Annotated in this window: 17 protein-coding genes and 1 pseudogene; 5 read left to right on the top strand and 13 right to left on the bottom strand. The window is 57.7% G+C overall.

Annotated features, from left to right (window positions below; all coding sequences use genetic code 11):
• Window position 1 precedes the first annotated feature (1 nt).
• From ACFPDR_RS17680 to ACFPDR_RS17635, 10 genes are all read right to left on the bottom strand, one after another.
• Entirely contained in the window at window positions 2-970 is a 969-nt protein-coding gene (locus ACFPDR_RS17680) for a PDR/VanB family oxidoreductase (protein WP_115634869.1), read from the bottom strand.
• Between the two features lie 330 nt (window positions 971-1,300).
• Window positions 1,301-2,089 (bottom strand): cyclase family protein, encoded by a 789-nt coding sequence (locus ACFPDR_RS17675; protein WP_088451603.1) that lies wholly within the window; start codon window positions 2,087-2,089, stop codon window positions 1,301-1,303.
• A gap of 245 nt (window positions 2,090-2,334) precedes the next feature.
• Entirely contained in the window at window positions 2,335-3,363 is a 1,029-nt protein-coding gene (locus ACFPDR_RS17670) for a carbon-nitrogen hydrolase family protein (RefSeq protein WP_042484948.1), read from the bottom strand.
• A gap of 15 nt (window positions 3,364-3,378) precedes the next feature.
• On the bottom strand, window positions 3,379-4,302 hold the full coding sequence (locus ACFPDR_RS17665; protein ID WP_009463820.1) for a fumarylacetoacetate hydrolase family protein: 924 nt from the start codon (window positions 4,300-4,302) through the stop codon (window positions 3,379-3,381).
• Between the two features lie 95 nt (window positions 4,303-4,397).
• Window positions 4,398-5,522, bottom strand: a complete 1,125-nt coding sequence (locus ACFPDR_RS17660) for a cupin domain-containing protein (RefSeq protein WP_083055160.1) — start codon at window positions 5,520-5,522, stop codon at window positions 4,398-4,400.
• Between the two features lie 21 nt (window positions 5,523-5,543).
• Window positions 5,544-7,880: a bifunctional salicylyl-CoA 5-hydroxylase/oxidoreductase gene (locus ACFPDR_RS17655; RefSeq protein WP_376911645.1), complete on the bottom strand. Its 2,337-nt coding sequence runs from the start codon at window positions 7,878-7,880 to the stop codon at window positions 5,544-5,546.
• A 130-nt stretch (window positions 7,881-8,010) separates the two neighbouring features.
• Window positions 8,011-8,454: an acyl-CoA thioesterase gene (locus ACFPDR_RS17650; protein WP_035269363.1), complete on the bottom strand. Its 444-nt coding sequence runs from the start codon at window positions 8,452-8,454 to the stop codon at window positions 8,011-8,013.
• A 95-nt stretch (window positions 8,455-8,549) separates the two neighbouring features.
• Window positions 8,550-9,065 (bottom strand): MarR family winged helix-turn-helix transcriptional regulator, encoded by a 516-nt coding sequence (locus ACFPDR_RS17645; protein ID WP_009463824.1) that lies wholly within the window; start codon window positions 9,063-9,065, stop codon window positions 8,550-8,552.
• Window positions 9,066-9,297: 232 nt separating this feature from the next.
• Window positions 9,298-10,803 (bottom strand): indolepyruvate oxidoreductase subunit beta family protein, encoded by a 1,506-nt coding sequence (locus tag ACFPDR_RS17640; RefSeq protein ID WP_035269365.1) that lies wholly within the window; start codon window positions 10,801-10,803, stop codon window positions 9,298-9,300.
• 23 nt (window positions 10,804-10,826) lie between these two features.
• Complete coding sequence (locus ACFPDR_RS17635) at window positions 10,827-13,037, bottom strand: indolepyruvate ferredoxin oxidoreductase subunit alpha (protein WP_060186754.1); 2,211 nt, start codon at window positions 13,035-13,037, stop codon at window positions 10,827-10,829.
• Window positions 13,038-13,237: 200 nt separating this feature from the next.
• On the opposite strand from ACFPDR_RS17635, the gene ACFPDR_RS17630 reads away from it, so the two are divergent.
• Window positions 13,238-13,696 (top strand): MarR family winged helix-turn-helix transcriptional regulator, encoded by a 459-nt coding sequence (locus ACFPDR_RS17630; RefSeq protein ID WP_009463827.1) that lies wholly within the window; start codon window positions 13,238-13,240, stop codon window positions 13,694-13,696.
• A 227-nt stretch (window positions 13,697-13,923) separates the two neighbouring features.
• Here the strand turns inward: ACFPDR_RS17630 and ACFPDR_RS17625 are convergent, their stop codons facing one another.
• Complete coding sequence (locus tag ACFPDR_RS17625; protein WP_376911641.1) at window positions 13,924-14,907, bottom strand: Bug family tripartite tricarboxylate transporter substrate binding protein; 984 nt, start codon at window positions 14,905-14,907, stop codon at window positions 13,924-13,926.
• A gap of 62 nt (window positions 14,908-14,969) precedes the next feature.
• Window positions 14,970-16,565 (bottom strand): sulfatase-like hydrolase/transferase, encoded by a 1,596-nt coding sequence (locus tag ACFPDR_RS17620; RefSeq protein ID WP_088451611.1) that lies wholly within the window; start codon window positions 16,563-16,565, stop codon window positions 14,970-14,972.
• Between the two features lie 254 nt (window positions 16,566-16,819).
• Here ACFPDR_RS17620 and ACFPDR_RS17615 point away from each other — a divergent pair, with 254 nt between their 5' ends.
• The gene (locus ACFPDR_RS17615) at window positions 16,820-17,560 is read left to right on the top strand and encodes an IclR family transcriptional regulator (RefSeq protein WP_035269374.1); all 741 of its coding nucleotides are present in this window, start codon (window positions 16,820-16,822) and stop codon (window positions 17,558-17,560) included.
• Between the two features lie 47 nt (window positions 17,561-17,607).
• Here the strand turns inward: ACFPDR_RS17615 and ACFPDR_RS17610 are convergent, their stop codons facing one another.
• Window positions 17,608-18,597, bottom strand: a complete 990-nt coding sequence (locus tag ACFPDR_RS17610) for a 5'-nucleotidase (protein WP_321217139.1) — start codon at window positions 18,595-18,597, stop codon at window positions 17,608-17,610.
• A gap of 127 nt (window positions 18,598-18,724) precedes the next feature.
• Here ACFPDR_RS17610 and ACFPDR_RS17605 point away from each other — a divergent pair, with 127 nt between their 5' ends.
• The 3 genes and pseudogenes from ACFPDR_RS17605 (at window position 18,725) to ACFPDR_RS17595 (ending at window position 21,031) form a co-directional block, all read left to right on the top strand.
• Window positions 18,725-19,426, top strand: a complete 702-nt coding sequence (locus tag ACFPDR_RS17605; RefSeq protein ID WP_035269379.1) for a glutathione S-transferase — start codon at window positions 18,725-18,727, stop codon at window positions 19,424-19,426.
• A gap of 84 nt (window positions 19,427-19,510) precedes the next feature.
• A pseudogene (locus ACFPDR_RS17600) lies at window positions 19,511-19,735 on the top strand (antibiotic biosynthesis monooxygenase); the annotation flags it as partial.
• 132 nt (window positions 19,736-19,867) lie between these two features.
• The gene (locus tag ACFPDR_RS17595; protein WP_009463833.1) at window positions 19,868-21,031 is read left to right on the top strand and encodes an MFS transporter; all 1,164 of its coding nucleotides are present in this window, start codon (window positions 19,868-19,870) and stop codon (window positions 21,029-21,031) included.
• The last annotated feature ends 53 nt before the right edge of the window (window positions 21,032-21,084 follow it).

Raw genomic sequence — 21,084 nt, 5'->3', positions numbered from 1 at the left:
CTTATAGATCCAGCACCAGACGCGGGGTCTTGGCGCGGGAAATACAGATCTGGATGACCTTGTTGCTGGCTTTTTCCGAGTCGCTCAGGAAGTAGTCGCGGTGGTCAACCTCGCCTTCGATCACATCACAGGTACAGACGCCGCACTCGCCGCGCTTGCAGTCGATCATGGGGTCCAGGCCCTGCTCTTCCATCACGTCCACAATGGTCTTGTCCGCGGGAATTTGCAGGGTCACGCCGCTTTGGCGCAGTTCCACTTCAAACGGCTGGTCGCCTTCCTGGGGAGCAGCCGTCACAAACAGCTCGAAGTGCACATGGTCAGTAGGCCAGCCACGTTGCTTGCAGGCTTCGATCACGGCATCAATCATGCCTTTGGGGCCACAGACGTAGATGTGCTGGTCTTTGGACAGACCGTCGAGCAGGGTATTCAGGCAGAAACGGCCTTCGCTGTCGTCCGCGTAGTGACGCAGAGCCGGGCCGGACAGGGCGCTCAGCTCATCCAGAAAAGCCAGTTGTTCCACGCTGCGACCGGCATAGTGCAGCTGATAAGGGCGGCCCTGGTGATGCAAGGCAGCGGCCATGCTGGCAATGGGGGTGATACCGATACCACCGGCAATCAGCACGGTTTCGGTTTCGCCTTCAGCGGCAGCATGCAAGGGGAAATCATTCTTGGGACCAGCCACGCGCAGCGTATCGCCTACTTTCAGGCTGTGCATGAAGCGCGAACCACCCGAGCTGTTGTCTTCCAGGCGCACGCCCAGACGGTAACAGGTCGGGCCCTGTGCCGTGTCGGCGTCCAGCGAAATCAGGGAATAGCAGCGGTGATCGTTCAGATCAGGAATCTGTACCTGCAGGTGCGAACCCGGCGCAAACGCGGGCAGGGAACCGGCCTGGGCAGGCTCTAGCGTAAAACTGCGAATCAGCGGGGATGCGTTCTGGATGTCCCGGATAACGAGTTCAAAAGTATCCATCATGTGCCTACCATTGAGCATGACTACATCAATTACCCAGCCAAAAAGGCCAAGCCGTGGCATGATGTAGCGCCGCAGGGGGCAATGGGACGGTATCGCGTAACCTGAAAAAGGCTGCGTAAGGCTCGTCTACTGTCTCCGCTAAAACCGGCTGCCTGACACCAAGACTGGCTGTATGGCTGGATCTCTATTCATTCTTTTGTGAATTTATTTTATTGATGAATAGTTTACGGATAAATATATACTGCCGAATATAATGGAAAACCACTAGGTGAGAAAACAGCAGAACCGCATGGTACACAGTTCTGCCACTTCCCCACCGTTTTCTACTTACTGAGCAACCAGTGCGACCACTCGCAATGGGCTGCCGGAACCGCCTTCAATCTTCAGAGGGGCCGACATGATCAGTGCACCTTGAGGGGGCAGCTGATCCAGGTTGCACAAGCACTGCAGACCGTAGCGGTTGGCACCGTGCATCAGGGTGTGGCAAGGGTAGCCAATAGGCCAGGAGTAGGATTGGCCAGCATCGGTGTTGATGGTTTCAACGCCAAAACCGTGAACCTTGCGCTCGTGAATCATCCACTCTACCGCTTCCTGAGCTGGGCCAGGCGTGTGAGCACCGTCTTCACGCATGTTCAGGAAGGCCTCGGCGTCGTTCACGCGTTTGGACCAGTCGGTGCGAAACAGCACCCAGGCGCCTTCAGGGATACGGCCATGCTTGGCTTCCCAGTTCAACAGGAACTCGGAGGTCAAAATGAAGTCTTCGTTCTGGGCCACTTCAGCAGAAGCATCCACCACCACGGCAGGGCGCAGGAAGTTGTCGACTGGAATAGTGTCGACCGTGTTGTCTGGATGGTCCTTGCCGGAAATCCAGTGCGCAGGCGCGTCAAAGTGGGTACCGGTGTGTTCGCCACAGGTGAAGTTGTTCCAGTACCAGCCTGGGCCGTTTTCGTCGTATTGGCTGATGCGCTCAATCGAGAAACCGGCAGTCTGGCCAAATTGGGGGGGCAGTTGCAAGGCGGGGAAGCTGGGAGACAGAGTCTGGGTCAGATCCACAAAACGGACCTGCTTGCTGTCGATCGCCTGGATAAAGGCTGCCAATGGGTTCGTGTCGCTCATTTCATCTCCTACTTGGGTCTTATGTCGTCGTTATCGTTGCCTGCCCCGCATGGCGCAGGATAGGGACCAGCCGTTAAAACAGCCCGCTCCTTCAGGCCCGGCACCGCCTTCTTTACAAAGGCAGCTTGCATCTTGGACCGCTGCGGCAAGGCCACGGCGGTTTTTTTGAGCAGGTCGCTTGAGCAAAGAGACCCGTCAAAAAACGGCCCCAATCCACTGGGGGAGAGGGACCGTCTTGAACCTTCTTACACTTCCTTGTCGTCCAGAACGGAGAACTCGGCAGGATTCAGGTCTGGCTGGGACGCTGCGTCGCCTTCGTAAAAGCGGGCAGGCGTCAAAGCCTTGCGGTTCACACGCAGGTCAAACACGTCAAAACGGTTGTAGTGACCAGTGATGTCGTGCATTTGACGCGGCTGGATGCAGCGCGACAGATCGATGTCGGCGTAGGCAATGCCTTCCTTGTCGATCAGTGCTTCGCCCTGAACGCGGCCATCGGGGCCAATAATGCCCGAGAACGCGCTGTTGGGACGAGCCAGCAGATCACGTGCTTCAGGATGGCTGGCCGACATGGCTTCGATGATTTCCTCGGAAACCGTCGAGCAAGCCACAACCGTAAACACCTTGCCTTCAAAGCAGTGAGCAGCAGCACGCAGGCGAATCGCTTCAGCCATGTCGTAGTCTTTCGGTGCCACGGGCAAGGCGATGTAGCTGGCAACGTGTACCAGTTCACCTTGCGACAACAGGCTGAAACGAGCCAGCGTGTTGGTGTTTTCACCGCAAGCCAAGGCACCCAGAGGGCCAATGGTGGTGTCGTGCACACGCATCGAGGACGCATCGCCGTTGGCCCAGGTCAGCTTTTCAGCCCAGGTGGGAACCAGTTTGCGGTGACGGCCCAGAATGCGACCGTCAGCGCCGATGGTGACCAGCGTGTTGTAAATGGTGCCGATGCCAACGGGACTGCGCTCGTTCACACCCAACACCACGTTGACCTTGCGCTGGCGACAAACCTGCGCAACCTTCTGGATCTCGGGACCGGGCACTTCGATGGCTGATTTGCACAGGCGCTCGAACCACGGGCTACCGTCGATCGGGTTCATCACCCAGCTCCAGTAGGGGTAGCCAGATACAAACACTTCAGGGAAGGCGATCAGCTCGGCACCGTTATCGGCCGCTTCGTTGATCAGGCGACATACTTTTTCAATAGTCGCATTCGTATCCAGGAACACGGGCGCTGCCTGAACGGCGGCGGCCTTGAACTGACGCAATTCCAGCATCATGCTCTCCTTTACTTAGTTTTGGGGGGTGACGTCCACGATGGGGTGGCGCAGTTCGCCAATGCCTTCAACCACAGCGTGCACTACGTCACCAGGCCACATCCACTCTTGAGGATCACGGCCAGCGCCCACGCCTTCTGGGGTACCGGTAGCGATGATGTCACCGGGTTCCAGCGTGATACCGGCACTGATGTCAGCGATCAGGTCGTTCACGTTGAACAGCATGTGCTTGGTGTTGGAGCTTTGCTTGGTCACACCGTTCAGAGTCAGGCTCAGGTTCAGGTTGTGCGGGTCGGTCAGCTCGTCAGCGGTCACGATCACGGGGCCGAAAGGAGCGTAGGTGTCCTGGCCTTTGGAGTAGATCCACTGACCGGCACGACGGCAGTCGCGGGCGCTCACGTCGATCATGACGGAGTAACCGAACACGTACTTCAGGGCGTCTTCTTTGGCCACGCGCTGAGCACGGGTGCCCATGATCACGGCCAGTTCCACTTCCCAGTCCATTTGCTGAGTGATGTTCTTGTTGTGCTCGATGGCATCGCCAGGGCCAACCACAGTGGTTGGTGGCTTGGAGAAAATCACGGGCTGCTTGGGCAGCTCTTTGGAGGTGTCCAGAGTACGGCTGGATTCGGCCACGTGTTCCACGTAGTTCAGGCCGATACCAAAGATGTTCTTGCGTGGGCGTGGGATAGGAGCCAACAGCTTGACGTTGGCCAGGGGCAGCGCCACACCGAAAGGCATATCGTCGGCGTAGGTTTCCAGCAAGCGAGCCGTGGAGGTCACAGCGGCTGGGCCCAGGTCGATGAAATCGAGCATATTGTCAGGCAGCATGTGGCCTGTGGCGTCGCCCAGGTAACCCAGGTCAACCACCAAATCACCCACAATGGCACCCAAGCGGCCAGCGGCAGCAACTTCACTACGGTACGTTACAAGACGCATTTCTATCTCCAGATTGGGCCATCTTGTGCAGATGGCTTGAATAAATCGGGTCGGCCCGCCTTGGCAGGCCGTCCAAATAAGTTAAACAAGTAGTCTTACAGCAGGACCTGATGGCCGCCGTTCTCTGCCAGCGCTTCTTCGCGGTACAGATTCAGGGCGCGCATCACGGGCAGGTCATGGAACGAGAACAGGCAAGCGTCCTCGGACGAAGAACCGTTCACGTGCTCGTGGAACATCCAGGATGGTACGCAGAAAATGTCGCGTTCGCGCCAGTCAAAGCGTTTGCCATTGATGATGGAATAGCCTTCACCCTTGGCGCATTGGTAAATGATGCTGCCGGTGTGACGGTGGGCCTTGGTGTGCTCGCCAGGGCGCAGCATTTGCATGCTGGCACCAATGGTGGCCATGACAGGGCCGCCGGTCAGCGGGTTGATGTAGTCCATGATGACGCCATCAAAGGGGCTGCCGTCCGTAACCTTGGCGTAGGCCGACAAGGCTTCGTAGGTGGGCTCCCACTCGTACTTGAGCAGGGGCGAGTACGGTTTTTGCCAGTCGTGCAAGGTGGGCTTCAGACCACGACCACCCCAGATACCCACCGCGTCGTTGACGGGGTGCGTAATGGCCTGGGTCAGATCCGGGTGCACCGCGTAGAAACCGGCTTCCAGGGCGTTGACCAGTGGAATGTCCAGACCGTCTTGCCAGATGCAAGGCAGGCCGTCAGCTTCCACACCGTGCTCGTGCCAGCAACCGTTAGGCGTCAGCACGAAGTCGTTGGCGCCCAAGGTCATCTTGTGGCCGTCCACGATGGTGTAGGCACCACGACCTTCCATGATGAAACGCAGGGCCGAGGAGGAGTGCGCATGTGCGGAAGCCGCTTCACCCGGTTTCATGACCTGCAAACCGGAGTACAGCCAGCCCACCGCCGCCGAAACTTCCTGGCGACCGGGGTTGTTCAGGTAAATCACACGACGACCGGCCTTTTCAGGGCTGACCAGATCCACCGAACGCAACACGTAATCGCGCAGGTCGCGGTAGCGCCAGACCACAGGCACGGATTCGGACTTGGGCTCCCAGGGCTCGATCTTGTTGGCCACGGTCCACAGGGCACCGGCCTCAAACTGAGTCAAATCCTGGTAGTACTTCACCAATTCGGGCGTGTCCTCAACATCTGCACGACCGAGCACGCTTTCGCGGTGGGTGTCAAAACGTTCTTCCGACATGATGCTGTCTCCTTTCGTGTTTTATGACTTGGCAGGGCCGTCCTGGGCCACTGGCGCACGTTTGATTTGGCGCTGCAACCAGTCCTTGCCCCATTCGTACTGAACGGGCCAGGCCAGGTCGGTGTAACCCAGCTCCGCAGCCTGACGTTGTGGCCAGTTCGCGTCGGCCAGAAAGCCTCGCGACAGGGCACACAGGTCAGCACGGCCTGCAGCAATAATGCTGTTGGCGTGATCCGCTTCCATGATCGAACCCACCGCCATGGTGGCGATACCGGCTTCGTTACGGATACGGTCGGAGAATGGCGTCTGGTACATGCGGCCGTAAATTGGCTGCTGCTCCAGCACCACTTCACCCGAGGACACGTCGATCAGATCGGCACCGGCTTGCTTGAACAGGCGGGCAATTTCCACACCGTCGTCCGCCGTGTTGCCACCTTCGGCCCAGTCTGTTGCCGAGATACGCACCATGATGGGCTTGTTCTCTGGCCAGACGGCGCGGATAGCGGCAAACACTTCCAGCGGGTAAGCCATGCGATTTTCCAGACTACCACCAAATTCATCACTACGCTGATTAGTCAGCGGCGAGATGAAGCTGGACAAGAGGTAACCGTGGGCGGCTTGCAATTCGATGCAGTCAAAACCGGCCTGGTCAGCGCGCTTGGCGGCGGCCACAAAGGCGTCACGAATTTCGTCCATCTGGGCACGGGTGATCTCGGCAGGCACGGCAGTGACGCCAGCCTGGTAAGGCAGGGCGGAAGCCGACGCCAAAGGCCAGTTGCCTTCAGCCAGCGGCTGATTGGCTTTTTCCCAACCCAGCTGCGTCGAACCGCGACGGCCAGCGTGGCCCAGTTGCACACCGATCTTGGCACCCTGTTCGTGGGCGAAAGCCACCACAGGTTTCCAGGCATTGGCCTGCTCGTCGTTCCACAGACCGGTACAACCGGGAGTGACACGACCTTCAGGCGTCACGGCCGTCATTTCAGCCATGATCAGGCCAGCGCCACCCATGGCGCGGCTGCCGTAATGCACCTGGTGCGTCGCACCGGGCATGCCGTCCTTGGCGCTGTACATCAGTGTGGGCGAGAGCACGACACGGTTCTTCAACTGCATGTCGCGCAGCTTGAAGGGCGTGAACATGGGCGAGGGAGCCTTTTCACCGTCGGCCAGCTTCATGCCAGCTTCGGTCGCCATCCAGCGCTCGTATTTTTCCAGCCAGGCCGCGTCACGCATACGCATGTTCTCGTGCGAGATGCGCTGCGAACGGGTCAGCATGGAGTAGGTGAACTGCTCGGGCTTCATATTGGCGTAACGGGCCACGTTCTCGAACCATTCGGTCGAGTTGCGGGCGGCGTTCTGAATGCGCAATACGTCCACGCTACGAGCGGCTTCGTAATCTTTCAGGGCCTCTTCCATGGACTCATGGTCCATGTGCTGAGCCAGCGTAATGGCATCTTCCAGGGCCAGCTTGGTGCCGGAACCGATGGAGAAGTGAGCGGTGTGAGCGGCATCGCCCATCAGCACCACAGGAACCTTCTTGCCGGTGCCGTAATCTTGCCAGTGCACCCACTTGTTGCAGATAACGCGTGGGAAGCGGATCCAGATGGCCGAACCGCGCAGGTGAGTCGCGTTACTGATCAGCTTGTTGCCATCCAGGTGGTCGGCAAACAGCTTCTCGCAGTAAGCAATGGCCTCTTCCTGCGACATTTCGCCAATACCGGCTTTCTGCCAGGTCTCTTCAGGCGTTTCCACGATGAACGTGGACAGGCCATCCTGGAAGCGGTAGGCGTGAGCCTGGAACCAGCCGTGCTCGGTTTCAACAAAAATGAAGTTGAAGGCGTCGAACACTTTTTCCGTACCCAGCCACACAAAGCGGCAGTTACGGGTGTCGATATCGGGCTGGAACACGTCTTCGTAGCGGGTACGAATGGCGCTGTTGATGCCGTCAGAAGCAATCAGGATATCGGCGTTGTACTTGCGGGCCAGTTCAGCTTCGTCCGTGACCACGGTCTCGAACACCAGCTTGACGCCCACTTCTTCACAGCGAGCCTGCAGGATGTTCAGCAATTTCTTGCGACCAATCCCGATAAAGCCATGACCGCTGGAGCGCACGGCGCTACCTTTGAAATGGCACTCAATGTCGTCCCAGTGGTTGAACGCGTCACCGATGGTCTGCGCGGACACAGGGTCAGCTTCACGCAGGTTTTCCATGGTCGCGTCCGAGAACACCACACCCCAGCCAAAGGTGTCGTACGGTCGGTTGCGCTCGATGACAAAAACCTCGTTCTGAGGGTTTTGCAACTTCATCAGCAAACCGAAATACAAGCCGGCTGGGCCTCCGCCAATACATACGATATTCATGATATGTCCGTATGGTCTGAATACATGCTTCTGAGCATAGTATATTTATTAATAAATATTATACAAGTCAACTATTTAAATCAAAAAAAATACCTGACCTGCACACTGCCTGCTACTACTTCAAACTAGATCAAGCCTTGCTGCTTTCTGGCTGGGCAATCACATACTCTTGCATGGGGTTGCGCAGGAAATCAGGGATAGGAATACCCAGGTGCGTCTCCAGCGAGGTGGTCACCACGGTCTGGCGCACTTGCATACGCAACACACCGTCTTTACCGATGCAGCGCAACAGCAGCTTCAAGGAGCTATTGCCAATGCGTTCCACACCCAGGCTCATCACCACATCATCACCCATACGGCTGATGGACTTGAACTCGGCTTCGATATGCACCGAGGGCATGCCTACCCGTTTGCTGGCGATCATGTTGTGAAAACCCTCGGGGGTCATGGAGTCGATCCATGCTTCCATCAGGTCGTTAAACATCACAAAGTACTGCGGATAAAAAACGATACCCGCTGGATCGCATTCCGAAAAACGGATGCGATGTTCTTGTTCGTACAGCTTGGAAACCATGTTGTAGACACCTTTTTAGCAAGTGTTTTGTGCGCCTGTTCGTGACGCTATCCGCATCCTGCCTGGTTTACAGGCCTGGCAGGATGCACCTTATGCTAGCCAGCAGCGCTTTGCAGATGGACCCGCAACAGGCCCAGATGCTGATGGATGTGCACGACCTCTTCCGTGCCCAGACCTTCAAACATTTCCGCAATCCAGTCGCTGTGGGCCTGGGCCATCGCCTCGAAACTGCTCTTGCCCTTGGGGGTGAGACGCAACACCCAAGCACGTCGGTCGGTGGGGCTGCTCTGGCGAGACACCATGCCCTCGCGGGCCAGCTCGTCAGTCAGTCCGGTAATATTGCCGCCGGTTACCATCAGATAGCGCGACAATTCGCCCATCTTCAGGCCCTGCGGGTAACGATACAGCTGGGCCATATAGTCGAAACGGGCCAGCGAAATATCAAAATTCTGGCGCAAGCGGCGACGGATTTCGTCTTCGATCTGCTTGGTGCAGGTCAGCATGCGCAACCACAATTTCAGGCTGGCGGGGTCCTTGGGACCGACGCGGCCTTCAAAGCCGGCATCGGCCGGTTCTACCAAAAATTCGAGTGCTGCTTCGCTTTGATTCATATTGTTTTTCCCCCAAGCTTTGGCTAATTCAGTTTGACCAACAGGCGGGATATTCTTGCTTGAACAAGTGGCCAAGTAGACACGGGATGTCTGGCTTTCAGGGCCTTGGTCGCAGTGCCAATCCGAATTTATATTCTACTATGAATATTTTAGAAATAAAGTATTTGGCGGGATAAAAACGCTTCCTCAAGGGTTTTCACCAAGGCCGCCCGAAAGCGGCCCGGTGTTGCCCTTACACCAGTGCGTACTGGCGCAGTGCAGCCTCCAGCTTGACGCCGTGCTCGTCGGCCAAAGCCGCATCGCGCAAGGCACCCAAAATGGCAGGTGACAGGGTGCTGGGGTTGCGCTCCAGAGCCGACATCACGGTCTGGTAGTTACGCAAGCCACGGGCATGGGTATCGCCATACCCTTTGACCAGACGCTGGCACTGGGCAATTTCCAGAGCCAGGGCCGGATGAGCATCGGCAGCCTGTTCAATCTGCTTCAGCCAGCCCTCAATACGCTGCTGCTCAGCCTGGTAGCGCAACGTACGACGACGCCAGCGCTTGAAGCCCGAGAGCAGGTACAAGGGAATGAAGCCGCGCACCGAGCTGGTTTGAATCACACGACCGGATTTGGTCTGGGATTTCACCAGCTTGTTGCCCCAGGTAGGACGCATCAACCAACGGCCTACGCTGGCAAACGGCAGGATTTCGCTGATTTCTTCCACACGGGGGTGCATGTATTCATTGATTGCCACGATCTGGCCGTCGGCAGCGCGCACTTCTTTATGCACACGGTCAAAACGGCTCGAGCGGGTTTTCAGTTCAGCCACGCGAATGGCGTCCTCGTAGGACATCCACAGCGCCAGGTAGCGGCCGGTTTCGCGGATCAGGGCCACATCGTCAGGGCGGGCAAACTGGCTGATCTTTTTCAGGCGGTCCAGGTACAGATTGGCGTAGGCCACGTCCTGGAAGTCCAGAACACGACGCACACCTTCCACCACGATAGGCTGGGCCTGCGCGGGTACTTCGGCACGGACGCGGTCAATCAGCTTGGCCACCGCAGGATCGCGAGGAGCCAGCGTCGCCATATCAACCGGCTTGTTTTCCGAATCGGCTTTACCTGCATCACCTTCCGCAACACGGGCGTAAGCGGCACCAAAAGCCTTCAAGCTGGGCTTGACGCCCACACCACCGCGCTCGATGGTCTGTTCAAACTGCGAACGGCTAAAGGGCAGCACGCCGGTGCTGGCCAATGCGCCAAACAGCACGGCGGAAATCACGCTGCCCGAATCCTCGGCCGCTTTTTCCATATTGAAGTACACAAAGCGCTTGGCAGCCTGGGTTGCGTGCGCAATCAGGGCGTTGTCGTCCACACGGCCATCGCCCATGGCCGATTTTTCGGCAATGGAATAGACACGGTGAGTCGAAGCGATCAGCGTGGTGCGGTCCTCTGTCACCAGGCCACGTTGTACGGCGCGACCGGCTTCCATCAGTTCGGAAGCCAGCACCACGTCCACGTCACCGGGCATGGGCATCAGGGCCAGCACCGGTTTTTTGCCATCCACGGCGGCCGAGTGCGGGAACAGTTCCACGTAGTAAATCGTGGCGCCGGTACGCTGGGCCACGCCCGGCACCGAGGTGGTCTGTGCAAAGTAGCCGTTTTGTTCGCCCAGGTTGACGATCCAGTCGGCCAACACGCCGCCGCCTTCGCCACCCATGGCCAAAATAGCAATCTTGATTGGTTTGATCTGCATGATAAAAATCTCTACGGGTGTGCTTAGAAGGCCAGACGATCACGACGAGCAGCGTCACGACGCTGCAACCAGCCGATAAAGCCACGGCGGGTTTTTTCGCGGAACTTGTCCCAGCCAGTCGGGTTGCTGACTACTTGTGCACGGTAGAAAGACGGGCACAGAATCGCCGCGTGGGAAACCTCACCACACAGACCGCAACCCACACAACTGTTCATCACATTCGCTACGGGGTCCTGACGCAGAGCGTCCGGATTGGGGCGAATCGACAGCGAAGGGCAACCGGACAAGCGGATGCAGGAGTGATCGCCGGTACACGTATCCGGATCCACACCAAAACGCTCGCGCACTACGCGTTCGCCCGCCGCCACGGCTTTACGCACCTGACCTTTCTCGCGGCGCTGACGGTTCAACATACATTCGCTTTGCGCCACCAGCACCTTGGGACCTTTTTCCTTGGTCGTCAGGGCTTCACGCAGGGTTGCCGTCATGGTCTTCAAGTCGTAGGTGCGACGAATCATGCGCAGCCATTCCACACCCACGCCACGCGCGGCTTTCTCGATCAGGTGACCGGTACTGCGCGTTTCGTTCTTGGCCTTGGAGGACAGAATGTCCTGACCACCGGTAGCTGCGGTGTAGCTGTTGTCGATCACAATGGTCAGGTTGTCGCTGCGGTTGAACACGGCGTTGGCAATACCACTGGTCAAACCGTTGTGCCAGAAACCGCCGTCACCCATGACCGAGATGGCACGCTTGTCCGAATCCACGTTCAAGGCGGCCGAACCGGCGCCACCCAGGCCGTAACCCATGGTGGTGTTGCCCAGGTTAAAGGGCGGCAGAATGGAGAACAGGTGACAGCCAATGTCGGCCGACACGTGGTGTTCGCCCAGCTCGCGCTCCACCAGCTTCAAAGCGGTAAAGATAGGACGCTCGGGACAACCGGTACAAAACCCTGGCGGACGGGCGTGAACGTTCTCGTCCAGGCTGCCCAAGGGTTTGACTTCAGCCGCTTCCACTTCCACCAGGCTGGCTTGCTCAGCTTTGGGGCGCTCCACGGTCTCGACTTTCATCGGGATCACGCGTGGTTTGCGGGCTGGCAGGGGCTCGATGCGCTCGTATTTTTCCATGAAGGCACGCAGGCCTTTCAACATGGTGGCGGTGTTGTACTCACCGGCCAGAGGCAACAGATCCTTGCCGTGCAAGGTCACGTCCACATTGTGACGACGCACGATGTCGGAGATGTTCTGTTCAACAAAGTTGGGCTGACCTTCTTCCAGCACCAGCACCGCACGCTTGCCTTCACAGAAGCGGACGATTTCAGATTCGATCAGCGGGTAAGCCACGTTCATCACGTACATCGGCACTTTGGATTCGCCGAACACGTCGGCCATATCCAGGTGTTCCAGAGCACGGATGACGGTGTTGTAGCCACCGCCCTGAACGATCAGACCGACGTCATCGGTACCATCAGCAAAGAATTCATTCAGCTGACGCTCTTCGATGAACTTGACGGCGTTGGGCCAGCGCTGTTCGATCTTTTCTTTTTCATGCAGGAAGCTGGCAGGCGGCAACACAATGCGATTGATGTCGCGTGTGGGCTGCTCCATGGCTTCTTTGATGGTGAATTTGGCGCGGCGGTTGTCCGAGGCCACAAACTGACCATGCACGTGACAGGCGCGGATACGCAGCTGCAGCATCACAGGGGTGTTGGACGCTTCGGACAGATCAAAGCCGTCTTTAACTGCTTGCACAATACAGGGCAGGTTGGGACGGGGGTCCAGCATCCACATCTGGGATTTCATGGCAAAAGCGTGGCTGCGCTCCTGCATGATGGACGAGCCTTCACCGTAGTCTTCGCCCACAATGATCAACGCACCGCCCTTGACCCCGCCAGAGGCCAGGTTGGCCAGCGCGTCCGAGGCCACGTTGGTACCCACGGTTGCTTTAAAAGTGATGGCGCCACGCAGCGGGTAGTTAACCGACGCAGCCAGCGTTGCCGCCGCCGTTGCCTCGCTGGCACTGTTTTCAAAACGGATTCCGTTCTCTTGCAGGATGTCCTGGGCATCTGCCAGCACGTCCATCAAGTGCGAGATAGGCGCACCCTGGTAACCGGCCACGTAGGACACGCCCGATTCCAGCAGGGCCTTGGTCACCGCCAGGATGCCTTCGCCACTGAATACGTCTCCATCACCCAGGCGCAGCTTTTTGACTTCTTCGACAAACGATCGCTCAGCCATTTTTCTTTCCTTACTTACCGCTCATTGTGAACATGGTATTTATTTTCATCGGAATATGTTTATATCTCAACATATCCATTCTCATGGTTTTCCCTAGTAAAGTAGCTAAATTATTTGCGACACGCGAGCGGACAGCTTGGTTATAGTGAGCCCTGTTGCTGCCTTGCGGCACCCATTAGCCTGTAATGACAATAAGCACCATGAGCCCCACCGAACACGACACCGTCTTTGTCGAAAACTACCTGCCCGCCTTGTTGGCCCAGGCAAGCCAGCTGATCTCTGCCGAATTCCATGAAGTGGTGCTAAGCAACGGTTTGTCCATTTCCGAATGGCGTGTGCTGTCCACCCTGTCCGGCGCGGGCGAAGTGAGCATCGGCCATCTGGCTCGTATTGCCACCACCAAGCAACCCACCGTCACACGCTTGCTCGATCGCCTGGAAAAGCAAGGTTTGCTGCGCCGCGTGGCCCACGATGTGGACCGTCGCATCACCTTGGTACGCATCACCGAAGAAGGCCAGACGCTGATCTCCGGCCTGATTGCCAAGGCCCGCCTGCACGAGCAGGAAGTGGTGCAGCGCCTGCAACCGCTGGATGTCGGCGCCCTCAAAACCACCTTGCGGCGTCTGATCTCCGAGCAGCACGACTACAACGATCAGTAAAACGCAGCCCGCCCGGCCACACTATCGGTTCTAACCCTGCATAGCGCGGGCTTGGCGTTCTGAACCTGGTCTGTAGCGACTTCCAGATTCAAGAGACACCACACACGCCTCACCTGAACGGGGCGTGTGTGGTGTTTTTTTATCCTTTCCAACCTTGAGGCTTCACAGAGCCATAACCGTCAGCAGCCAGGCTACTGATCAGATGTATGGCTCTGCCAGATAGCCCATTACTCAGGCTGAATGCCCAGGGTAGGGATCAGCTCGGAATAGACCTTGGAGTCGTTCTGCACGCGCTCCAGCGTTTGAGCCGGGGTGGTGAAGAACTGGGCCAGACCACGGCTCTTGAAGGCAGCCTGCATTTCGGGGGTCTTTAGGGCAGCACCCACCTTTTCCTGAATTTCTTTCACGGTGTCATCCGGCGTGGTGCCGGGGGCAAACAGCGCAAAAGTCGTTGTTGGAATGCTGTTGGCATGGCCGCCTGCTTCCTGCACCGTCGGCACATTTGGCAGCAGTTCAGTGCGCTTGTCAGCGCCTACCGCCAAGACTCGCACCTTGCCGCCATCTACGTGCTGGGATGCCAGAATGCCACCGACCAGCATGGCATCTGTCTCACCGCCTAGAATGGCGTTTGTCGCCGGGGCCATGCCCTTGTAAGGGATGTAGGTGAAGTTCACCCCTTCTTCACGGGCCAGCAAGCCCATGCCCAGGTGCGTGACATGTCCACGGCCACCGGTGCCCACATTGGTATCACCATTGGCTTTCTTGGCCTGGGCGATAAATTCCTTGTAGTCCTTGGCCGGGAAATCATTACGCACCAGCAGATACAGGTTCACGCCAGCGACTGTGGTGACCGGCTTCAGGTCCTTTTCCCATTTGTAGGGCAGGTTGCTGTAAAGCAGCGGGTTGGTCGATACCGCCAGGCTATCGACCATCAGCAGGGCCGAGCCGTCCCCCTTGGCTTTGGCGATATTGTCAGTACCGATAATGGCATTGGCGCCCGGACGGTTTTCAATCACAAAGACCTTGCCGGTGGCCTTGTTCAGATGCACACCCAGATCGCGGGCCAGAATGTCAGGCTCGGTGCCGGGTGGGTAGGGGACCACAATACGCACCTGGTCCGTAGTCGGCCAGGCGGCTTGAGCCATCATCGGGGCCAAAGCACCCACACCTGCCAACAACAGGGCCAGCGTCGTATTTTTAAGCTGCTTCATTGTCCACTCCTTATCGTTATTGATTGCGGCCCGCCACCGACTGGTAGCCCCCCGCAGCGCATTTACCATCGTCCAATCAAGATATTCATCATGCGCTCATGCGCATTGGTACGATCCTCTACCGCAGCCCAGCTCTCGCTGGCACGCCCTTTCAGGGTGTCATGCCAGTCCAGCAGGCCTTCTTTCATACGCCGACAAACCGCTGCATACGCCGGATCTGCGCCCAGGTCGTGCAGCTCGTCAGGGTCTTGCTTCAAGTCGAATAATTGTGGCCGATAGCCTTGCCAATGTATGTATTTATAGTCGCTATCGCGCAGCATCAGGCCACGACATTCATCCACGCCACGGCCCAGAATCTGGCGGGCTTCCCGATAGGCGTAATCCAGGCTGGCCACGGTGTACTCACGTGCCCAGTCGGACTGGCCGTGCAACAAGGGAATCAGCGAACGGCCTTCCACCCGGTGCTCCTGGGCGGGCAGGTGCAAGGCATCCAGAATCGTAGGGGTGACATCCACGCACTCGACAAAAGCATCACTGCTTTGACCACGTGTGACATTCGCTGAAGTCCGTGGATCAACCACGATCAGCGGAACGCGTATGGCGTTTTCAAAGAAATACTCTTTCTCGCCCAGCCAATGGTCGCCCAGCAAATCGCCGTGATCGGAACTGAAAATAATCAGGGTGTCTTTCAGGCGGTCTTGCTGTTCCAGCATGTCCAGCAAACGGCCGACTTCATCATCGATCTGTTGAACCAGGCCCATATAGACAGGCTTGATCGTGCGCCAGACCTCGTCCTGAGCAAAAGACAGGGATTCTTCATGCTGCTGATAGGCCGCATGCACGGGGTGTGCATTCTGGCGCTCGTGCTCTGCACGCAGGGGCGTACAGGCGTCTTCCGCGCCAAAGCGATCATGGTAGGGCGCTGGCGCTTTATAAGGCCAGTGCGGTTTGATGAAAGACAGATGCAAGGCCCAGGGCTCTTCGCCTTTGGCCGTGATGAAATCCATGGCCCGCTGGGTGAAGTAGGCGGTTTCAGAGTCCTGCGCCTGTACCCGTGCTGGCAGGCTGGCATTACGCATGTACCAACCGGAGGCAAACTGACCCTGGGCATCCTGGCTGCCAATCACATAGTCTTCCCAGGGACGCTCGCTGTCGTAACCCTGAGCCTGCAAATACTGGCGGTATTCACTATCCGGGCCCATTTCAAAGTGACCGTCATAGCGTTCAATCGCCGTAAAGCCGCCTTGCCAGAAGCGCTCGGCCGCCTCGGGCTGAACCTGGAAGCGTCGGGCATTGGCCCCGGCCGGGTCCGGCACGTGATGGGTCTTGCCCAGCAGATGGCACTCTCGCCCGGACTGGGCCAGATAATCGCCCAGATACAGCTCGTCGATGGGGTGGGGAACGCGATTCCAGGTGACCCGGTGCGACAAGGGATAGCGGCCGGTGTAATACGAGGCCCGCGACGGGCCACAGACGGCAGAGTTCACATAGGCACGATCAAAGCGTACACCCATGGCGGCCAGACGATCCAGATTGGGGGTCTTTAATGCGCCCCCAGGGGCATAACAGGACAGGTGGTCTGCACGTAACTGGTCACACATGATGAACAGCACATTCTTGATCTCTAAAGACACCTGACTGGGCTGAGCCTGATCCATGTCCGCCTCAAAAAAAACCGGGTCCGGGCCCGCGTAGAACCCGACGCCACAAAAGGAGTAGGCCATGTGTAAGCAAATGCATAACAGACCCGCTTATGCCTCAGATTATTACCGCAGTCTGAGAATAATTTTTGAATAATCTGATGGTTTAGGTATAAACCAGTAGACTCGGCCAATGCCCGATGTTGCGCTCCACTGACACGCCGCAGCATGGTTAGAATAAAGAACCAACAACTCCGCTTCTACGAGGGCACATGAATAGTCTAAGACGCATGCTGCAAATTCTGGACTTGTACGGTGCAGACACTCCGGTTCTGGATGTGGAAACCATCTGCGCTCGCTTGAATTACCCTCCCGCGACAACCTATCGCTACCTGAAAGAGTTATGCACTAGCGGCCTGCTGATACGCAGTCCCGAAGGTTACGCGCCGGGGCCCCGGTTTATAGAAATGGATCTGCTGATCCGCGAATTTGATCCGCTGGTCAGCCGTTGCCGCCCCTTGCTGCGTTCGCTGGTCGAGCAGACCGGACTGGACGTCCTGATCGGCCAGCAATATGGCGAACGCATATTGACCACCCATCAGGAAACCGGGCCGGAGCGTTTCGAGCTGCTGTTTGGCCGGGGCCGCACCATGGATATGTTCCGCAGCTCCACAGCCCGTATCGTCACGGCTTATCTGCCCACCCGCCATCTGCGCCGCTTGTACGAGAAAAATCAGGAGATTGATTATGTACAGCGCCTGGGCAAGGAATGGCCGGTGTTTTCCGCCCATATGCAGGAACTGCGCCGTGCGGGCTATTGCATCACCAAAGAGCAGATCAATCCGGGCATAGGCGGTATTTCCGCGCCTATTTTTGATGATGCCAAACGTATCTTCGGCAGCCTGACCTTGTTGGGTACGCTGGAACGCTTTGAGGCGATCAGCCCCGAAGCGCTAGCCAGCCTGATCCAGCCCGCTGCACGCGCCGTTAGCCGCGCCCTGGCCCAAGTCTGAGGGCTGAGTGCCCCCAGGAACCAAGCCGCGCCTGATCAAGCATCAGTTCACGGCTTTGTCTTGGCCTGTTTCCGCCCTTTCTTTTTCTCCGGCACCACCACTTTCACTGGCGGATGGTTCACCACCCCAAACGGAATATGCACGGACGGCAAGGTCTGCGCGGTGGGAATCAGGTGGGTGGTCTGGTCATCAAAGAAAATATGGGGCTGCAAAACCTCCAGCACCCGACGTTTTTCAATGCCACCCAGAAAGAAGGCCTCGTTCACCTCGATACCCCAACTGCGGATGGTATTGATGACACGCTCGTGAGCCGGCGCATTGCGTGCCGTCACAATCGCAATCCGCAGACGCGGCACATAGCTGGCATCCTGCTCCTGACGCAATTGCTCCACTTCCTGTATATGCGCCAACTTCAGCAAAAACGTCTGTAACAGGCCGGGATTATGCGGTTTTTGCACCAAACGCACTTCATGCTCGAAAAAGGCCGGCAAACCACCTTCCTGCTGATACACGCGCTCGGACTCGTCGTCCGCGATCACCCCGTCAAAGTCGAAAGCTACGCGAATGGGCTGGTCGTCATAAGCATCCTCGTAAGAGGAATTCAGAACCTGACCTGCGGGATAGCCTTGCTGCACCGCCCGATGCACGTCTTCCTGATTGGCCGACAGGAACAGGCTGATGGACAGCGGCTGGATGTAAGGGCTGGGGTCGCCCCCTTGCAGAAACACCGCCCGCGTAATGTCCAGATCATGATGGCGAATGGAATTCATCACCCGCAAACCTGTATTGGGATCATTACGGGAGAGCAGCACGACCTCGACCAAGGGATCGTCGGGCGATAGATCATTCAGGGCCAGCAAGCGCCGAATGAAGGAAAAAGCCACGCCCGGCTTCAGGGGCTCATGCTCGCGCGCCAGCTGGTAATCACGATACGCTGCCTCACCTTGCTCCAGAAAGACCTGATGGGACTGGCTCAGATCAAACAAAGCGCTGGAAGCCAGCCCAATCACCAGCCGCTTCTCCAGGTCATACGCCATGCACACCGCTCCCCAAATCCGCAAAAAAAACCAGCATACCAAAACGCTAAGCCGGCACTGGTACTACCCAAGCAGAACAAAGCCTACTAAAGTGCAAACACCATCACCTTCGTGAAAGCTTGCCGCCATGCAACCCTCAAAAAGCTATACCCTTGTTCTGGGCAATCCCCATTATTCGTCCTGGTCCTTGCGCCCCTGGTTATTAATGAGCCACTTGGGCATAGACTTTGACGCACGCTGGTTCAATTTTGGCCCCTCCTTCAGCACCCTGGCTTTCCATGAAATGGCACCGGCGGGCCAAGTACCTGTGCTACACACCAATGGGCAAATCATTTGGGACAGTCTGGCTATTGCCGAATACCTGGCCGAACAGCATCCCGGCGTCTGGCCCATAGACCCTATTGCCCGCGCCTGGGCGCGCAGCGCCAGTGCAGAAATGCACGCCAACTTTTCCTCACTACGGAATCTCTGCCCCTTTGCCGTCGCCCTGCGCGCCCACCACCATCAGCAGGACATGCGTCTGCAAGGCGAGCTGGAACGCCTGCAAACCATCTGGCAAGAAGGCTTGAGCCGTTTTGGCGGCCCTTTCCTGGCCGGAGAGCGCTTTAGTGCCGTCGATGCCTTTTACGCTCCCGTGGTATTTCGCCTGCAAACCTATGGTCTGAAACTGGACGAAGCCTGTCAGGACTACATGAATCGCATACTGGAATTGCCTGCCATGCAGCGCTGGCACCAGATGGCCTGTCAGGACACCTGGCGCGACCCGGACCACGAAGCCGAAATTGTGCGTGTGGCTGATATACATCTGGATTTACGCCAGCCAGCCTAGTGTCAGCGAATTGCCATGTCAGTGCAGACACGAAAGAGTATCCTTGATGGTCCCGAATGATTTCGCTGTCAAGGATTGCGCCGTATGGGCGATACGTACTTTCGCACTACAAACTACCATTTCACCGATCTGGACCCTCAGGCACAGGCCGCTTATGTAGACTCGCTGGCTGAACAAGCCCGGGCCAACAGCGCCTGTTTACGCTTCGATGTATTGCGCAAAGACCAGCCCCCAGGACAATGGGTGCTGCATGAAAGCTGGCGAGACTCCCAAAGCTGCAAGGACTTTCACGCCAGCGCCCCCGCTCGGACCCTGCAAAAAGCACGGGTCGAACAGAACCTGAACCATCCAGCCCAGCAAAAGGCTGCTGACAAGCCTGCGGCTGCGCGCCCGGCGTGCAAGAAGAGCAAGTGGGACCCCTACGTGTGGATCAGTATCGCCATGTGTATCGGGGTGATGGGCACGGCCCTGGCCAGCCCGCTATACCCGCTGTATCAGGACCGCTGGGACCTGAACGCCAGTCACATTACCCAACTGTACGTGGCCTATATGGCCGCTGGTTTGACGGGCCTGCTGTTTCTGGGCCGCTTGAGCGACATGAAAGGCTTTATGCCCGTGCTGCGTACCGGCCTGATTCTGGTGACCAGCGGCGTAACCCTGTCCGCCTTTGCCTGGGATGTAGGCAGCTTTGTGTTCAGCCGCATCATGATCGGGATGGCTTCCAGCATGATTGTGACTTCAGCCTCCATCGGCCTGGGGCAATTTAACCGGGGCGGAGACGTGCAACGCGCTGCCGCTACCACCTCACTGATGCTGGCCTTTGGTTTTGGCCTGGGCCCGGTCGTAGGCGGCCTGATTGCACAGTGGGTGCCAAATCCACTGTTCTCCAGCTATATCCCCTCCATGGCCCTGGGTGTGCTGGCCATCTATGCCCTGTTTCAGATCAAGCCCATTGCCAGCAAACAGCCGGTACCGCAAAAGACCAACTGGCGCACCTGGATGCCGCGCCTGACACTGCCCGCCACCCATCTGCGCCGCCCCTATCTGATTGGCTGCTTGTCCGCCTGTTGCGCCTTTGCCATGTTCAGCCTGTTCGCCTCTCTGGCGCCCAGCTTCATGGCGCAAATGGTGCCTTGGCACGGCCCGGCCACCAGCGGCTTTTCCATCGGGATTATTCTGTTCCTGTCCTCGGGCTTTCAGCTGCTGATCCGCCGCTGGCCCGCCAAGCGCAGCGTCATCGTGGGCCTGCTGTCCTTTACCCTGGCCTGTATCGCCTTGCTGATCAATCTGTGGGCCAGTTCCTCGTTGTTATTCATCCTGTGCGTGCTGCTGACCGCCTTTGGCCACGGCCTGTGCATGTACGGCGGCATGTCTATCGTGCAGCGTGTCTCGCCCCCGCATCAGCGTGCCGGTCTGACGTCTACCTACCTGATCACCGGCTATCTGGGTGCCATCCTGCCTATTTTGGGTCTGGGCTGGCTGGCCGACCATTTGGGTCTGGACCAGGGCCTGATGATCTTCTGCAGTCTGATCGCCACCGCCGCACTGACTGTTTCCATCATCGCCTATCTGACGCCGGTACTGCATAAACCGGCCTCTGCCTGAGCAGGCACCTTGGCAAGCCACAAGCTCTGGCTGTGGCTTGCTCGCCATGCGAG

The organism is Alcaligenes sp. GCM10023179, from assembly GCF_042653705.1.
Taxonomy (GTDB): domain Bacteria; phylum Pseudomonadota; class Gammaproteobacteria; order Burkholderiales; family Burkholderiaceae_B; genus Alcaligenes; species Alcaligenes phenolicus.
Note: the sequence above shows the minus strand (reverse complement) of the source record. Positions and strands in the feature narration are given on the sequence as shown.

Coding starts and splice junctions, on each gene's coding strand:
- ACFPDR_RS17680 (WP_115634869.1), bottom strand. CDS start 970: ATGGATACTTTTGAACTCGTTATCCGGGACATCCAGAACGCATCCCCG.
- ACFPDR_RS17675 (WP_088451603.1), bottom strand. CDS start 2,089: ATGAGCGACACGAACCCATTGGCAGCCTTTATCCAGGCGATCGACAGC.
- ACFPDR_RS17670 (WP_042484948.1), bottom strand. CDS start 3,363: ATGCTGGAATTGCGTCAGTTCAAGGCCGCCGCCGTTCAGGCAGCGCCC.
- ACFPDR_RS17665 (WP_009463820.1), bottom strand. CDS start 4,302: ATGCGTCTTGTAACGTACCGTAGTGAAGTTGCTGCCGCTGGCCGCTTG.
- ACFPDR_RS17660 (WP_083055160.1), bottom strand. CDS start 5,522: ATGTCGGAAGAACGTTTTGACACCCACCGCGAAAGCGTGCTCGGTCGT.
- ACFPDR_RS17655 (WP_376911645.1), bottom strand. CDS start 7,880: ATGAATATCGTATGTATTGGCGGAGGCCCAGCCGGCTTGTATTTCGGT.
- ACFPDR_RS17650 (WP_035269363.1), bottom strand. CDS start 8,454: ATGGTTTCCAAGCTGTACGAACAAGAACATCGCATCCGTTTTTCGGAA.
- ACFPDR_RS17645 (WP_009463824.1), bottom strand. CDS start 9,065: ATGAATCAAAGCGAAGCAGCACTCGAATTTTTGGTAGAACCGGCCGAT.
- ACFPDR_RS17640 (WP_035269365.1), bottom strand. CDS start 10,803: ATGCAGATCAAACCAATCAAGATTGCTATTTTGGCCATGGGTGGCGAA.
- ACFPDR_RS17635 (WP_060186754.1), bottom strand. CDS start 13,037: ATGGCTGAGCGATCGTTTGTCGAAGAAGTCAAAAAGCTGCGCCTGGGT.
- ACFPDR_RS17630 (WP_009463827.1), top strand. CDS start 13,238: ATGAGCCCCACCGAACACGACACCGTCTTTGTCGAAAACTACCTGCCC.
- ACFPDR_RS17625 (WP_376911641.1), bottom strand. CDS start 14,907: ATGAAGCAGCTTAAAAATACGACGCTGGCCCTGTTGTTGGCAGGTGTG.
- ACFPDR_RS17620 (WP_088451611.1), bottom strand. CDS start 16,565: ATGGATCAGGCTCAGCCCAGTCAGGTGTCTTTAGAGATCAAGAATGTG.
- ACFPDR_RS17615 (WP_035269374.1), top strand. CDS start 16,820: ATGAATAGTCTAAGACGCATGCTGCAAATTCTGGACTTGTACGGTGCA.
- ACFPDR_RS17610 (WP_321217139.1), bottom strand. CDS start 18,597: ATGGCGTATGACCTGGAGAAGCGGCTGGTGATTGGGCTGGCTTCCAGC.
- ACFPDR_RS17605 (WP_035269379.1), top strand. CDS start 18,725: ATGCAACCCTCAAAAAGCTATACCCTTGTTCTGGGCAATCCCCATTAT.
- ACFPDR_RS17595 (WP_009463833.1), top strand. CDS start 19,868: ATGTGTATCGGGGTGATGGGCACGGCCCTGGCCAGCCCGCTATACCCG.